The sequence below is a fragment of the Actinomadura sp. NPDC048021 genome, assembly GCF_040653135.1.
Taxonomy (GTDB): Bacteria; Actinomycetota; Actinomycetes; order Streptosporangiales; family Streptosporangiaceae; genus Spirillospora; species Spirillospora verrucosospora.
The window spans coordinates 49,012-64,138 of the sequence record NZ_JBEZJQ010000003.1 but is presented as its reverse complement, the minus strand read 5'-3'; the positions used below and the strand labels follow the sequence as shown (position 1 = coordinate 64,138).

At 65.8% G+C, this 15,127-nt stretch carries 11 protein-coding genes and 1 tRNA gene; 6 read left to right on the top strand and 6 right to left on the bottom strand.

The window, feature by feature from the left end:
• Window positions 1-154: 154 nt before the first annotated feature.
• On the top strand, window positions 155-2,452 hold the full coding sequence (locus AB0C87_RS06155; protein ID WP_360576712.1) for a transglycosylase domain-containing protein: 2,298 nt from the start codon (window positions 155-157) through the stop codon (window positions 2,450-2,452).
• 34 nt (window positions 2,453-2,486) lie between these two features.
• Here the strand turns inward: AB0C87_RS06155 and AB0C87_RS06150 are convergent, their stop codons facing one another.
• Window positions 2,487-2,939 (bottom strand): GatB/YqeY domain-containing protein, encoded by a 453-nt coding sequence (locus AB0C87_RS06150; RefSeq protein WP_360576711.1) that lies wholly within the window; start codon window positions 2,937-2,939, stop codon window positions 2,487-2,489.
• Window positions 2,940-3,033: 94 nt separating this feature from the next.
• Between AB0C87_RS06150 and AB0C87_RS06145 the strand changes: the two genes are divergently transcribed.
• From AB0C87_RS06145 to AB0C87_RS06135, 3 genes are all read left to right on the top strand, one after another.
• Window positions 3,034-3,933: a metallophosphoesterase gene (locus AB0C87_RS06145; protein ID WP_353831883.1), complete on the top strand. Its 900-nt coding sequence runs from the start codon at window positions 3,034-3,036 to the stop codon at window positions 3,931-3,933.
• A complete protein-coding gene (locus AB0C87_RS06140; RefSeq protein ID WP_360576710.1) occupies window positions 3,930-4,556 on the top strand; it encodes a class I SAM-dependent methyltransferase in 627 nt (208 codons plus the stop codon). The genes AB0C87_RS06145 and AB0C87_RS06140 overlap by 4 nt, the downstream gene beginning before the upstream one ends.
• A gap of 37 nt (window positions 4,557-4,593) precedes the next feature.
• Window positions 4,594-4,667: transfer RNA gene (locus tag AB0C87_RS06135), tRNA-Pro, on the top strand.
• Between the two features lie 281 nt (window positions 4,668-4,948).
• On the opposite strand, the gene AB0C87_RS06130 is transcribed toward AB0C87_RS06135, so the two are convergent.
• The 5 genes from AB0C87_RS06130 to AB0C87_RS06110 all read right to left on the bottom strand — a co-directional run bounded on the left by AB0C87_RS06130 (window position 4,949) and on the right by AB0C87_RS06110 (window position 11,575).
• Window positions 4,949-5,638: a hypothetical protein gene (locus AB0C87_RS06130; RefSeq protein ID WP_360576709.1), complete on the bottom strand. Its 690-nt coding sequence runs from the start codon at window positions 5,636-5,638 to the stop codon at window positions 4,949-4,951.
• The gene (locus tag AB0C87_RS06125; RefSeq protein ID WP_360576708.1) at window positions 5,635-6,708 is read right to left on the bottom strand and encodes an EcsC family protein; all 1,074 of its coding nucleotides are present in this window, start codon (window positions 6,706-6,708) and stop codon (window positions 5,635-5,637) included. The genes AB0C87_RS06130 and AB0C87_RS06125 overlap by 4 nt, the downstream gene beginning before the upstream one ends.
• Before the next feature lie 321 nt (window positions 6,709-7,029).
• Window positions 7,030-9,303, bottom strand: coding sequence for a DUF262 domain-containing protein (locus AB0C87_RS06120; RefSeq protein ID WP_360576707.1), 2,274 nt, complete (start codon window positions 9,301-9,303; stop codon window positions 7,030-7,032).
• Between the two features lie 139 nt (window positions 9,304-9,442).
• Window positions 9,443-11,332, bottom strand: a complete 1,890-nt coding sequence (locus tag AB0C87_RS06115) for an N-6 DNA methylase (RefSeq protein ID WP_360576706.1) — start codon at window positions 11,330-11,332, stop codon at window positions 9,443-9,445.
• A gap of 3 nt (window positions 11,333-11,335) precedes the next feature.
• Window positions 11,336-11,575 carry a hypothetical protein gene (locus AB0C87_RS06110; RefSeq protein WP_360576705.1) on the bottom strand — a complete coding sequence of 80 codons (240 nt, stop codon included), beginning with the start codon at window positions 11,573-11,575 and terminating at the stop codon, window positions 11,336-11,338.
• Window positions 11,576-12,094: 519 nt separating this feature from the next.
• Here AB0C87_RS06110 and AB0C87_RS06105 point away from each other — a divergent pair.
• On the top strand, window positions 12,095-14,128 hold the full coding sequence (locus tag AB0C87_RS06105) for a hypothetical protein (protein WP_360576704.1): 2,034 nt from the start codon (window positions 12,095-12,097) through the stop codon (window positions 14,126-14,128).
• On the top strand, window positions 14,125-15,093 hold the full coding sequence (locus AB0C87_RS06100; RefSeq protein WP_360576703.1) for a hypothetical protein: 969 nt from the start codon (window positions 14,125-14,127) through the stop codon (window positions 15,091-15,093). The genes AB0C87_RS06105 and AB0C87_RS06100 overlap by 4 nt, the downstream gene beginning before the upstream one ends.
• The last annotated feature ends 34 nt before the right edge of the window (window positions 15,094-15,127 follow it).

The following is a 15,127-nucleotide window of genomic DNA, read 5'->3' as shown; positions in this document are numbered from 1 at the left end:
ACGGACTAGTTACCTGTAGTTGACGCGCCAGACACTGCGCAGGTTGTCACGATGAGGGCATAACGGACGAAGATCCTGATCAGCCGGTCCGGAAAGCACGAACCCTGGGGGACCTGTCCCTAATGCACTGCTCGTCCCGCGTACCCTAGACCCCGTGCGCGTTGCGAAGAACGATCGGGCCCAGGCCGCGTCCACGCTGTTCAGGTTGCTAGGTGCCGGGGTGGTGGCGGGCCTCATCGTCGCGCTCATCGCGCTGCCCGCCGTCGGCAGCGCCGGGCTGACCGCCCGCGACGCCGCCAACAACTTCGAGGACATGGACAGCCAGCTCAAGACGACACCGCCGTCCGAGAAGACGGTGATGTACGACGGCAACGGCAAGCAGGTCGCCACGTTCTTCGACAAGTACCGCGAGTCCGTCCGGCTCGACCAGGTCGCCCCCATCATGCGGCAGGCGATGATCGACATCGAGGACTCGCGCTTCTACGAGCACGGCGCGCTCGACCTCAAGGGCACCATCCGCGCGATGGCCTCCAACGTCGAGTCCGAGCAGACGCAGGGCGGCTCCACGCTCACCCAGCAGTACGTCAAGAACCTCCTGGTCGACAGCGCCAAGTCCGAGGAGGAGTACCGCGAGGTCACGGCGCCCACGGTCGGGCGCAAGCTGCGCGAGCTCCGCTACGCGCTCGACATCGAGCAGCGCCTCACCAAGGACCAGATCCTTGAGGGCTACATGAACGTCGCCTACTTCAGCGCCGGCGCGTACGGCGTCCAGGCGGCGGCCAAGCGGTACTTCAGCATCCCCGCGTCCAAGCTGGAACTCGGCCAGGCCGCGCTGCTCGCCGGCATCACCCAGAACCCCACGGCCTACGACCCCATCCGCAACCCCAAGGACGCCCGCAAGCGGCGCGACGTCGTCCTCTACCGGATGGCGCAGCTCGGCCACATCAGCAAGGCACAGGCCGACACAGAGGCCGCCAAGCCCATCCAGCTGAACCGCACCGACCCGGTCGGCGGCTGCGAGACCAGCAAGGCGCCGTACTTCTGCGAGTACGTGAAGTACGACATGCTCAACATCCTGTCGGACGGCAAGTACTGGCAGCTCAAGCCGAAGCAGCAGCAGAACGTCGTCAACAAGCTGAACCGCGGCGGCTACACCATCCGCACCACCCTCGACATGGACGACCAGCGCGCCGTCGACAGGGCCCTGCGCGGGACCGTCGCCCCCGGCGGCAACCGCGTCGGCGCCGAGGCGATGGTCGAGCCCGGCACCGGCAAGATCCGGGCCATCGGGCTGAGCAAGCGGTACGGTCCCGGCAAGGGCCGCACGACCATCAACCTCCCGGCCGACTCCGCGCACGGCGGCGGCAGCGGCGTCTCGGCGGGCTCGACCTTCAAGGTCTTCACCCTCGCCGCCGCCATCGACCAGGGCATCCCGGTCAGCACGACCATCAACTCGCCGCAGACCACCACGGTCAGCGGGTTCCAGCCGTGCCGCTACACCGGGATGTTCGACGGCAAGAAGGTCAAGAACGCCATGGTCGGCGGCGGCCCCTGGACGCTGTCGAACGCGGGCGACAGCGAGAAGGGCAACTTCGACCTGAAGACCGGCACCTGGCACTCGGTCAACACCTTCTACGCCGTCCTGGAGAAGCGCGTCGGCGTCTGCAACGCCGTCAAGATGGCCGAGAAGTTCGGGATGAAGCAGGCCACCGGCGACCCCCTGATGCCGATCGCGTCGCAGGTCCTCGGCGTCAACGACATCGACATGGTGCACCTCGCCGCCGCCTACGCCGGCTTCGCCGCCCGCGGCAAGTACTGCGCTCCCCTCTCGGTGACCGAGGTCGTCGACCCGGAGGGCAAGAAGCTCAAGCTTCCCAAGCAGGACTGCCACCAGGCCCTCGACCAGGACGTCGCCGACAAGGTCAACTCGATCCTGCAGGGCGTCCTCACCAAGGGCACCGCCGCCGGACGCGGCATCGGACGTCCCGCCGCCGGCAAGACCGGAACCTGTGAAGAGTTCACCTGCGCCGTGTTCGCCGGGTTCACCCCGAACCTGGCCGCCGCCACCGCCTACTGGGACTTCCGCGGCCCCTGGCAGTACAAGGTCTACGGCGTCTACGGCGCGGACATCCCCGGCGGCATGTGGCAGCAGTCCATGCGCAGCGCCCTCGCGGGCAAGCCCGCCCCCGGCTTCCAGACCCCGACCCGCGACTTCGGCGACACCACGAAGGTCCCGCAGGTGAAGGGCCTCACGGTCGCCGCCGCCACCGCCCGGCTCAAGGCCGCCGACCTGAAGGTGCAGGTCGCGTCCGGCTCCGTCGACTCCGACCAGCCGAAGGGCACGGTCGTGTCCACCTCGCCCGACGCGGGCAGCTCCGTCCCGCCCGGCACCACCGTCATCCTCTACGTGAGCGGCGGCAAGAAGCGCGGCGCCCCGCCCTCAGGCGACTGACGCGAAAGGGCCCGGCACCATGCCGGGCCCTTTCTCATTCAGCCAGCTGCCGCTTCACCTCCGCCGCGACGCGCCCGCCCTCCGCGCGCCCGGCCACCTTCGGGTTCACCGACTTCATGACCTGCCCCATCGCGCGGGGCCCCGACGCGCCCGTCTCGGCGATCGCGTCCGCCACCAGCGCGGTCAGCTCCTCGTCGGACAGCTGCGCGGGCAGGTACTCCTCCAGCACCCCGCCCTCGTCCCGCTCCGCCTGCGCCTGCGCCTCGCGCCCCGCGTCACCGAAGGCCGTCGCGGCCTCCCGCCGCTTCTTCGCCTCCCGCGTGAGCACCTTCACGACGTCGTCGTCGGAAAGCGTCCGCGACTGCTTGCCGGCGACCTCCTCGTTCTTCACCGCCGTGAGCGCCATGCGCAGCGTGCGCGTGCGCAGCTCGTCGCGCGCCTTCATCGCCGACGACAGATCGGTCTCCAGCTTCTCCTTCAGGGTCATGCCCAACATCATGCCCGTCCGCGACCTTCCGCCTCATCAGGATTACCGAGCGGCGCCCATGTCTGAAAGCATGGAACCCTGAGAAGGGAGAGCCGTGCGAAAGATCCACGCCGTGCCGCTGGGAGTACTGGGCGCGGGCGCCGCGACCTTCGGGTACGCCTCGTTGATCGAGCGGAACTGGTTCCGCCTCCGCCGCTTCGACGTGCCCGTGCTGCCGCCCGGCCGCCCGCCGGTGAAGATCCTGCACATCTCCGACGCGCACCTCACGCCCGGCAGATCCCGCCTGATCCACTGGGTCCGCTCGCTGGACGCCCTGGAGCCCGACCTCGTCGTCAACACCGGAGACACCCTCTCCCACCGCGACGCGATCGGCCCCTTCCTGGACGCCCTCGGCCCCCTCCTCGACCGCCCCGGCGTCTTCGTCTACGGCTCCAACGACCTGTACTCCCCGGTCCTGAAGAACCCGCTCCGCTACATCTGGCGCACGAGCAAGTCCGACTACGGCCGCCGCCGCCGCGAGCCCGACCTCCCCTACCGCGAGCTCGGCTCCTCCCTCCAGGCCGCCGGCTGGCTCGACCTCAACAACCGCATCGGCCGCCTCAAGGTCGGCGAACTCGACATCGAGTTCGGCGGCATCGACGACTCCCACATCAACCGGGACCGCTACGACAAGATCGCCGGCCCCGTCGACCCCCAGGCCGACGTCCACCTCGGCATCATGCACTCCCCGGAACCCCGCAACCTCGACCGCTTCACCGCCGACGGCTACGACCTCCTGCTCGCCGGCCACACCCACGGCGGCCAGGTCTGCGTCCCCTTCTACGGCGCCCTCGCCACCAACTGCGGCATCGACCGCCCCCGCGTCAAGGGCCTCCACAAGCACCGCGGCTCCTGGCTCCACGTCTCCGCGGGCCTGGGCACGTCCCCGAAGGCCCCCATGCGCTTCTGCTGCCCGCCCGAGGCCTCCCTGCTCACCCTCGTCCCTCGGCGGTGAACTGGAAGACCGCCCCGCTCCTAGCCACCCTGTACGACGTCGCCGTCCAGAACCGCGCCCTCTCCCACCTGGGAGCCCGCGCCCTCTGGAACTACGACATCGGCCACCTCCACGAACTCATCGCCGCCCAGGACCCGTCAGCCCTGACCCTCGACATCCCCTGCGGCGGCGGCCTGGCCATACGCGACAACCCCCGCCACGTGGCAGCCGACCTCTCCACGACCATGCTCAAGAGGGCCCGCCGCAAGACGACGACCCTCGTCCAGGCGGACATCTACAACCTCCCCTTCCCCACCGACACCTTCGACGTCTGCCTCACCTACAACGGCCTCCACTGCCTGGAAGACCCACCCGCAGCCCTCCAGGAACTAACCCGAGTCCTACGCCCAGGCGGCACCCTCCAAGGCACGACCGTGGTCAAGGCCGCCGGCCGCGACCCCTTGATCAAGCTCCTCCAGTACCAGGGCGCCTTCGGCAACCCAGGCACCAGAGCCGACCTCCGAACCTGGCTGGAGACCGCCGCCCTGACGAACATCACCCTCACGCCCGCGGGCGCCGTGACCGCCTTCACAGCCCGAAAATCAGGGACGCACCACTCCCCAGCATCCGCTAAGGTGGACTAGGCGCCGGGAGGACGTACAACTCCCGGGCAGCCGCCACCGGGGTGTAGCGCAGCTTGGCAGCGCGCTTCGTTCGGGACGAAGAGGTCGTGGGTTCAAATCCCGCCACCCCGACAGAAAACGCCAGGTCAGAGGCCGGTTCTCCCCCACGGAGACCGGCCTCAAGATCTTTCGACCCTCATCTGACCCCGACTTCGGTCGTTGACCCCGCGATATCCAGGGTCACGCCCCATCACCCGCTGGCTGCATCCCCGCTCCCTCCAGCACCCATTTGAACTACCGGTTCAGCCCCTCCAACATCCGAGCCCTGCCCCGCCCTCTCGGCGAGTCCACCTCAAGACCAGTCCGGTCTTCCGGCAGGCCACGAGCGGAACGTCGCTAGGGCAGCGGGGGCATCATCCGCGCTGGCCCTTGAGCGAGGCCGACCGCCTCAGCCTCCGGAAGGCGCGGGGGGCCGTCAGTTGCAGCGACGGCGCGCTCGTCGCGAACGCAGCCCTGCAACCCGGGCCAATCAGCCACGTCAGGCGAGGTCGGACGGTCCACAGACGCCAGGCGAGCTGCCGCTGCTCGTCGCCTCGCTTCTTCGTCTCAGGCCCTGGCGCCTTGTCGCCGAACCGGCTCAGCACACCCTCACGTAGCGATTCCAGCGCACCGGTGTCTCGCTTCGCCTCACCGAGGATCACAACGTTCGACGCGTCGTCGAGGATGGCCAGGTCCAGTTGCAGGGCCGAGGAAGGGAGCTCGAAGAGCACCCGCTCGGCCGGATATCGAAGGTTGGTGATCACGTCCACGTACGCCGCGATCTGAGGAAGGTACTCGGCGTTGTACCAACCACCGGCACGCGACCGCGACAGCAACCCCCAACGGCCGACAGGCGTCGGGCGATCAAGCGTGTTGAATCGCGCCCCGCGATGGAGGGTGATGAGTCCGCGCTCAAGCCCCGCAAAGAACAACGCAAGGTCACCGGCATCGATCACATTGGCCGTGGGAGTCAGTTCCCCCGTGCTCATGAGATCGGGGTTGTCGGCGTACAACTCAGCTGACCCTCGCTGGAGCAACTCGATGAAGTCGTCCAGCGGGCTCACCCTGGCTCATCGCCTTTTGTAGCCGGCGAAGGATCATCATTTTCGCGCTCATTGTCCTCATTGAGGATCTCGGCGTCGACAATATCGACGATGTCGACATCCTCCCGGAAGTCCACATCGGTGGAAACCAAGTCGGGTTCCACCTCAACCCCGTAACGCTCACGCAGAAAGCGCTCGCGGTATAGGTGCTCCGCGTCGTCCGTAATACGCTTCAGAAGTATCGTGTTCGCCCCGGCGCCGAACGCGATGCCCATGACCGGTACCGCTTGCCCCAGCTTCTTCTTCGTGAGGGTGAATCCGAAGCGCGTGAAGACCTTCTGGACCACCGCGGTCACGACGTTCTGGTTGAGTTGGTCCCACGTCGCACGCCGGGCGAGCGCTTGGACGAGCTTGTTGATTTCCGCGTAAGCAGCAACCTTTGTGGCTTCGGAAGCCGTGCCGAGGCCGAGTATACCGAGTATGAAGAGCTGCTCATCGGGATGCTCGGCGTCATAGCCGTAGTACGCACCGATGTGCGCGACGGCCCGATGGCCGGCGATGAGAACCGCGGCGGCATCGGCCACCACTGTGCCGATGACGAGTGCCGCGCCGGGTGCGGCGCCTGCTCCCGCACCGGCGACCGTGCCTCCCGCTGCGAGTAGCCCACCCCCGGAAGCCGCGAAGCCTGCTCCTGCGCCTTCGGCGGTGGCAAAGGCGGTGTAGCGAAGGCCCAGCCGCGGCTTGACCTTATCGATCAGCTCGAGGTCGAGCTTCCGGATGTTCTCGAGAACGTCAACGCCGGCGCCGCGCTTGCGATACGCCTTGACCACGGCGCCCTTTGGCACGGTCGCGATCGCCGTACGGCCTCCCAGCCCCACCAGCGCTTCCAGTGACTTGAGGAAGATGCTTTCGAAGTCGGGTAGACCGGGCACAGCCTCGGCACGGGTGCGGACCTTCTCACCGACATCACGGAGGCGCTCACGTGCCCCTGCTGGCAGGCTGCGCCGCGTACGCGCGGCCAAACGGCTCTGCCGCCACCGTTCGATCTCGTCCCACGCCTTACGGTCGTACGGCGTCATATCATCGAACATTCGTTTTCCGTTCGTCGCGCCCCTGTCACCTTGGGGGATTCACTGTTTCGGACAACCTCTTGGGTGACCCGTACGCAAATCTGCGCACCAGGCGCCGTTCCGGCTACCCGGTTTAATAATTCCATTGAAGATTGACACCCGTTTACGGGATGCCTATTCAGGCAGTTCGCGTTCGAGACCTCCCTACCATCGCGCCGTTACAGCGCCGCTTCAAGCTACCGGCTTTTTGCCCTCACCTACTTGACGCCGTCGTAGCCGCTCCCGCCCGCACGGAGGTGCACGAGTCACCTGTCAAGCGGGAGAAGATCACTCTCAATCGCCTCAGCCCCAGTGTTGCTCCTGATACTTGATGAGGTCTTCGCCGTGGAGCTGCTTGGTCGCGTTGCCTACACGCACCCAGAATTCCGAAGGGCCGGTTCCCGCCTTGGCGGATTTAGCGAAGACCGGGTTTCCGGACGCGGCGACGCTGAGTTGGCAGATCGTCTTTGAATCCACCACAGGAAACCGGATGCGTACGGTCGATGCAGTCGGGGCTGAAAGGTTGTCGTCGAGCAGCTGCCTGAGGAACAGCTCATAGCCGTCGGCGTTCTGTTTCGAGCCGAATGTGGCGAAGTCTTCTTCGATGCCCAGAACCTCACCATCGTCGGCGACACCGATGAGCAGAACGCCGCCTTCGGCGTTGAGGAAGCCGCACACGGCCTTAACCAGGACCTGCCCGAGCTTCGGGTCGTGCTGCTTGGTATGGACGTTCCAACGTCCGCTGGCCTTGAACTCCGTAGTCTGCGATTCACCGGCGGCGATCAGATCAGCAGCGGTCATCGGCGGGTACTTCTTGCGCCCGTCGGTAAGAGCGTTGAAGCCCTCCTGGACGACACGGGCGATGAGCTGGCGGCGCCGCTCAAGGAAGACTGGATACTCCAGTTGCTCCCAACCGACCGGAAGCGCATGCCACCGGGACTGCCGAGCCAGGGCCTGCGGGTCGACCCTTTCGGCTATGCGGGGCAGGTAGTCACTGGGGGCGTCGGCGTTGTTGCGCACATCGGGGGGCCAGTCGACGTATGCCATGTTCGCGATCGCATTGGCCTGCCGCGTGCCGGAGATGCCGAGCGACTCGAGGTACTTGCGGTGGTACAGGCGATCCCGTTCCAGGGATCGCGGTGCCGCCCCCGTGGGGTCGAGAAGATCCCTGATCCGCAGGTCGCCGAACAAAACCTCGGCGTCCAGAATGTTCAGCGCGGCCAGGTAGGCGAACAGGACGGGAGAGCGGGACGAGGAAGTGTCGAGCCGGTTCGGTAGCGAGATCTCCCAGTAGTCCCCAGTGAAGTTCGCGGCGATGATGCGGTCCAGCTCAGCGAGGAAGGCGGCACCGTCACCGGCTGGCAGGCTTGTGATCCGCCCTAGGTCGGATTCGAGTTGGGACTCGGGCGAACTGCTGTAACGGCCCGTGGTGTGCGCCATGAAGAACCACCGTGCGATGGCGGGGCGCAGCGCCGCGGCCTGCAGCCCGAAGTCGTGGCGACCGATCAGCCAGAGCGTATAGCTGAACAGCAGAGCGTTGTCCGAAGTGATCATCTTGCGGCTGCGGAAGCCGGCCGTGGCCACGCATTTCAGGAACTCGTGCCAGCTGGTCAGGTCGAGCACCTTCTCCTGCGCTGCGGCGAGCAGCCCGAACTGCTCTTGGCGGCGTTCCGGGCTCACCCGTCCGCTTTCGAGATCCTTGCCGCGCAGGATGCTGTAGACGTGCTGGAGCCGAGCGCGACGGAAGGCCACCGCGACGGCAACACGGAGGAGCTGGTCCGGGCTCGGGTCCAGGAACGGGTTCCGGGGGCTGGGGCCGGTCACCGCGGGATCGACGGCGGCCCGACTGAAGTTTTCGAGCTGCCGACGTCCCGCCTCCCAGTGCACGGACATGAGCGTGAGGATGAAGTCCGACTGGTTGAGTTTGACACCTTCGGAGTTGATTCGGACGAAGATCTCGGCGACCTGCTCCTCGTCGGTGGCGTCGTCCAGCTCGACCACTTGGAATCGGAAGTCACGCAGATCGCGTACGCGGTCGATGCGCTCCTCGAGCTCGTCCTTGTGAGCGTCCGGCATCTCCTCGTCCAGTGTCTTGCCGAGGCGATCGAAGAATTGGCGCACCGTGGTCTTGTAGCCGTTCGACCAGAGCACGGTGATGTCGGGGATGAAATGGGCATCCCGCTCAATGGCCGCGTCGGTCACCTCGAAGGTCTGGTCCTCAGGGCGGAAGCCGATCCGTATCCGGCGCTCCTCGAAGGACTTGGTAAGCACGGGGCGGCCGGTGAGTACGGCGAAGAGGGACGTCAGGCGCTGCTGCCCGTCGACGATCAAGAGCTGGGGCGATCGGGCGGCGGCCTCCATGCCGATCTGCCGGGTGCCGACTTCCGCGCCGGTTTCCCAGAACATCAGCGTGCCGATGGGGTATCCGCGGTACATCGAGTCGAGCAGGTCCCGAGTCTTGGCCGCCGACCAGACGAAAGGGCGCTGAATGTCAGGGAGACCGATCCGTCCGTTCTTGATGTCTTCGACCAGATGGCTCAGCGAGTAGCCGGTGTCGCGGTAGAGAGTGGGTGGCACGGCTGACACTCCTCAAGATATGCCTGCGACGTTCAGGACTGCGACTCGCGTAATACGCTACTTCTCCAGGGCACTCTCCAAGTCATAAATTCAAAGAGTCACGATAGCCCGCTCCTCTCCCAGTCGTCTGACCGATTGGTCAGGGGCGGAGCCTCCCGGTGCTCAGGCCGGTGTGGCTGAGTTCGCTGAGGGCAGCGTGCTGTACGGCGAGCTGACCAGCGGCTTCAGCGAGTTGCTCCAGCGAGCGGAAAGCCCTGCCAAGGCGTTGTTGCTCGTCGAGTCGCAGAATGGGCATCTCCATCCGTAGGAGGTCAAATCTGGAGGCGCTCGTCTGGCCGCGCTTGAGAAGGCGATTGGACGCGCTTCTCAGGATGCCCGCGAGGTAGTTCGAGTCGAAGCAGCGGGGATCTGGGCGAACAAGAAGGAGCCCGCCTTCAAGGGCCACATCGGTCTCCATGACTCTCGCGGTGACGGTCTGCCCTTGGGTGGAGACGACGATGTCCCCCGGTTGGGCGGTGACCATGTGGGATGACGGTGCCATGCGGCCTGTCGGTGCTCGGCGGGCCAGGACATCTTCCGTTGTGAGCATTGGGAGCTTGCCGGGCGGCGTCGAAGTACGAGGAACTTGGGTGACGAGGATGCTTCCTGCCCGGGCCTGCTCCGCGATCGTGGTCCGAGGAAAGGAAGGCTGCACGGGCCGCCAGCCGCCGAGATCGCGAACGAAGGTCTGCAGGTGGGAGAGGGAGTCTGCAAAGGCGTTGAGTGTGGCGTGAAAGTCCTCCACGCGAACGCTGTCATCAATGTGGCAGGCGGGCGTCAGGTCGGCTTCTTCGTCTAGGAGTTCGATCAGCGGGATGCCGGCCTCCGGCTCCTGCAGGCGTGCGAGGACGTCAGCACGAATGTCCGACCATGTTGACTCTGCGTGGTCCATCAGATGTACGTAAGAGGACAGCTGCTCATTTGGGGCAGGTTTGTGCAGGATCCAGAGATGGGGGCTTCCCTGCGTGTGGGGTGCGGCGCTCGATGGCAGGTTGATCACTGCGCGCAGAGCCCCGGCCCGCAACAGTTGGCCACGGATACGGCGTCCCGAGCGGCGATCGGCTGCGGCGGCCGGCATCAGGAGGACGGCTCGACCACCCGGTTTGAGGTGATGGAGGCAATGCTGAACCCAGGTGAGCTCGGGTTCGCCGCGGGGCGGAAGGCCGTACTTCCAGCGGGGGTCATCGGCGAGTTCGTCGTAGTCCCAGATGCGTTCGCCGAACGGGGGGGTGCAGACCACGGCATCGACTTCAAGGTCTTCGAAGCCGTTCTGGCGCAAGGAATCGCCGGCACGGATCACGGCATCGTGGCCGTGGAGGAGAAGGCGGGCGGCGGTCAGGCGGGCTTCGGCCTCGTCGCGTTCCTGGCCGAGCAACCTGGTTGCAGCCCCCGCCGCCGTCCACAGCAGCACGCCTGGCCCGCAGAAGGGGTCGAGAAGGGTTCCACCAGCCGGTGAGGCCAGAGTGATCATCAGGTTGGCAAGCTCCGGGGAGAGGACGCCGGGACGGCGGGTAGCGAGGTACCGCTCGTAGAGATCGTCGAAGGTTTCGGCGGCACCGCGGTAGTCGGCCAGGGCGGAGATGGCGGAGAGGGTGGCGCCGGAGAGCGTCATGGGAGTGGCGTCCGGTAGCGCGGAGACGTTGAAGTCATTCGAGGAAACCTCGTCCGGAACGGAGATCCAGCATTCGGGGGCCTGCTGGCGGGCGAGAAGGAAGGCTCCGATGTGTCCGACGGCGGTGGCGATGCGGAGGTCGTCGGCTTCGGCGCGGAGGCGTTGCCAAGCCCGTTCCTCGCGGGAGATCTCAGTGATCTTCCCTTGGCTGAGCAGCCAGCTCTCGACGTCGGCGAGTGCAAAGAGGGGAGCGCTGGCGGGGCCACCGATCGGGCTTGGGAAGTCATTGAACCTGCGGCGCCAGTTGCTGACAGCGGGCCGACCGACCTTCGCAATCCGGGCTATGTCGCCCAATGCGACGGTGGCGTTGTCTTCCACGGTTCATCCCAAACTCGCGGGGGCAACGGCGGTGATCTGCTCGGGTGTGCTCACCTGCTCTGGCGCGATGCATGTCGGTGTCTCGAGCATCGCCGTTGACGTCGTATGGAACCCCTTCACCACCACCTGCCCGCAGTTGTCGGCGATCCCGTAGTACACCCGGCTCATCCCGCCGAGCGGGAGGTGGCCGTGCAGTGATGCGATCGCCGATCCGCTTAGGAGCGAGCGCTCCAGCGATTCCACTCCCACCTGCCCTCACGTCGAATCCACATCGCGCCCTCGCCCGTTCGAGCCGATTACTGGGCCTCGAAGGCATCCCTGGACACACGGGAACACCCGGTGAACACACATCAGCCAATCCCGGCTGCTGCAGACATCTATCGCAGGATCGTCTGTGAATGCCATTCACATGACCAGATCCGGCCTGTTGACGGGCCTACCGAACAGCACTTGGCCGCGAAACGCATCGCTGACCATGGGACGAGCGAGCCCCTCAGTCCGTTGACATGGCTCACACCTAACTTGCCCTGACCTGCAACATCACGGCCCAGACCAGCTTCGTCGGCTATGCAGTCCGCGCCGCTCCGCCTTCGTTGTCGGCATACAAACCCGCCCGAAGATCCGGGAAAACACGGCCAATCGACCCAGGACGCTCCTTCTCTCTTGGCCGTAAGGTGTCGTCACCCCGGTAGCCACCGCCTCTCATCTGGCCTGGTGACTGCTAGATCGGGCCGGGGGTGTGGTGGGGGAGCCGGGTGAGATATGGACTTCAAACCGTATGAAGCATGGCAGGGGGCGCTCGAGGAAGCCTTCTTCAGCCCGGACTGGGATGGCCATCCAGTGGTCATGTACGTCAGCGAAAGCGAAGCGGCTGCCCTACAAGCCCGGTTCAAGCTCGACACGTCTCTGGTAGACGCCGTCAAGTTGGTCATGCAACCTGGGCGGCCGAAGCCTTACCAGGCCATCGAGCAATACGAGTCGCATGAACGCAACGGCCACGATGCCCCAGCCGTGCTCCCCCTGCTCGCCTGTTCAGTATTGGCCGCTACCCAGATGGCGAATGACGGGCGGCATCGCGCGAGCAACTACCACGATAAGTTCTCCCAGCTCCTCGCTGGACGCGATGGGGTGCTGACCTCCTACAACTATCTGCCCATCGCGCACATGTGGCAGCGCCTCGCCTCCTGGCAGACTCAGTGGGGGGCCTACCGCGGATTGTGCACGATCCCGTCCCCTCGGGACCTCCCCAGCAACCAGAGCCGCATCGGCTATGCCCTTTCACAATCCATCTTGCGCGGTACGGACCGCCAGCTGCTCCCCAAGTTCTTCCACACGGTACGCGAGCGGTACGACTCCGCCTGGCCGCTCCCAGGGGCCAAACTGCTGTCCTGGCTGACGAAGTGGAGGCTCTGGGACAGGTTCTCGCCCGGGTTTCGTCGAGCGGCCATGGACCCGGAGCTGTCTCTCCTCGTGGCGCGCCTTCTGGGCAATCTCGCCAACGTATGGGACGGCTCGCCAGTCTTCGTCTCGCCGGGAACGCCTCGAGCGGAACTGCTGGTGCGTTTCGAGAGCCGCAGGCTGGGTTGGCTGGCGCGTTTGCCCCGCAGGGGCGCGGAGGAGTACTCGCTGCCCAACGGGGTGATGCTCCGCAAACTTGGAGACACCGAATACTACAGCGTCGACGGCCTACAGTTGCCCGATGCCCATTCACTGCGGCGGGGAATTCAGCTAGTCGGTGAGGGGATCGCGGTAAGCCGCCCTCCCTCTTCGCTGGTCGTATTGTGTCGCAACGACACACTGGATACCCGCACGAGCGTCGACCGGTTCGTTCCCGGCGAGGAACACATGATTCTCGCTGGCCCAGAGGCGGAGCGGGATTTGAAAGCCGTACTTCAGCGCGCCGCTTCCATCGGAAAAGCCCGCGAGCCGGGGCAACTTCCATGGGTTCCGGAGGGCTGGTCACTACGGCTGCGCGTCGTCTTCAACAACGCCGTCACCTTGAGGCAGGCGATCCGAGATGTCCAAGGCGCCATGCTCGCGACTCAGCCTGCACCAAGGTACAAGCCTTACTTGGAGGGAGGGCTCTCTCTCGCTCCTCGCTTCAATAGACGTTTCTACCTGACGGGCGGCGAACCAGATCTCGTTCTACCGGACGGTCCGACGAGCACAGTCCTCCTCGACGGACACGAGCCTGAACCTCCCTTTCCGCAACCGGGCGAACCAATCCGCCTTTGGACGCGGCAGCTCGATCCGGGCAGACACACCATCGAGATCGAGGGCAACGAGGTCACGTTCACGACCGCCGAAGGTGCTCCGGATCCAGCTGAGCCAGAAAACATCGTGGGCTTCCCTTGTAGCGAAAAACGGGCGGATGCCTTCGCTGCTACGAACCACCCGACCAAAGATCTGATACGTGGTGCTCATGTCCCGGTGGCAGGCAAGGGCACGGCACCGCGCGTCATCCTCTGCCGCCGAGGCGCAGAGGAAACCCGTTTTGTTTCTAACGACGGGCGCGCCTGGACGGTGACCGAGCCTGGGATACCCGCATGGTGGTCCCGGTTGAACGATCGCCCTTCTGACTACTACTTCGAAGTTCAACTTCACGGGCCTGGCGGCTGGATCCTGCAGCAACGCCGAGGAGCCTGGCACGTAGAGCCGGCATACCCCGTCGAACCGGAATTCCGGCCGGGGCCACAGCACGGCCCCTGGGCTGCTGCGGTGCTGGAAGCGGCCGAAGGCGGCCGTGGACCACTGTGGGAGTCGTTCCTTCACCTCGCAGAGGAGGTCAGGAAGTGAGCAGCATCGGCGATCTGCTTCTGCGCTGGGCCAGCGAGCTGGGCGGTGGCAAGATCGCACACCTGCGAGAAGGAATCCTGCGTACCGCCCGCAGCCGCGGCCTGGACGTGCATGACGGTGCGGATGGACGGTGGCTGCGCGACGTCTCGGCACTCGGCCACCTGGATGTGGACTGGCGGAGTGGCATCTGGTCGATCGCACCCCCCGTACTGACTCGGTTGCCCGCCTCTGACGGGATGGCGCTGATTACCGGCCGCCGTACGGTGGCCGACGAGCGCACTGTTGAGGCCGCGGAGCAGGAGTGGGCGGTCATCCATAGGGTGCGGAACGAAGTGGCGCCGGGCGACTTGCCCGTTCCCGACTCTCTTCTCGTGCACTACGGCGACTCCGAGGAACTACCGGAGAACGCCACCCGCATGCGTTTCTCCTTCACCCCGTGTGCTGCCGTGCAAATTGTCGCCATGCTGCCGGACATCATGCCCGGCGGGGACGCTGCACCGCCCGCACCTGGCAACATCCACACTGTTGAGCGCTACGACCTGTCGGAACGCGCCTACCTGCCCGCCGACTCCTACGACAAAGACGGGCTGTATCGGTGGCGCAGCTCTGACTGGTCGAGGCTGGTGCAGATCCGACGTGGTACGCGGTTCCAGACCACCGAGCACGAGTTCGGTGTCTATCTCGAGCTTGCCCGGTCGAAGAAGAGCGTCATGCGGTGGCGGCCCGAAGCCGTTGCAGGACGAGAGCAGGTCGGAGCTCTTTCCGTGGACTGGGGTGCGCCGCTGCCGCCGATCCATTCACGTGCCGCAGTGCTATGCACAGGGCTACAGCCGTGCTTCAACGAGCTGGCCGAAACCGTGCGCTATGACAACGTGCCCAGAGCCGCTGCTGAGCGGCTTGCTCGCTCCCTCCAGCAAGATCTTGCAATTCTCCGGCCGCGTGCGTCCACCGGGAGCGCGAAGTAATGGCAGACGGTTCAAAGCAAGCGTCCGGCGACAT

What these genes read in the sequence shown, in the direction of transcription:
- AB0C87_RS06150 (WP_360576711.1), bottom strand. Translation starts at nt 2,939, where the DNA reads ATGACCCTGAAGGAGAAGCTGGAGACCGATCTGTCGTCGGCGATGAAG.
- AB0C87_RS06125 (WP_360576708.1), bottom strand. Translation starts at nt 6,708, where the DNA reads ATGTTCGATGATATGACGCCGTACGACCGTAAGGCGTGGGACGAGATC.
- AB0C87_RS06105 (WP_360576704.1), top strand. Translation starts at nt 12,095, where the DNA reads ATGGACTTCAAACCGTATGAAGCATGGCAGGGGGCGCTCGAGGAAGCC.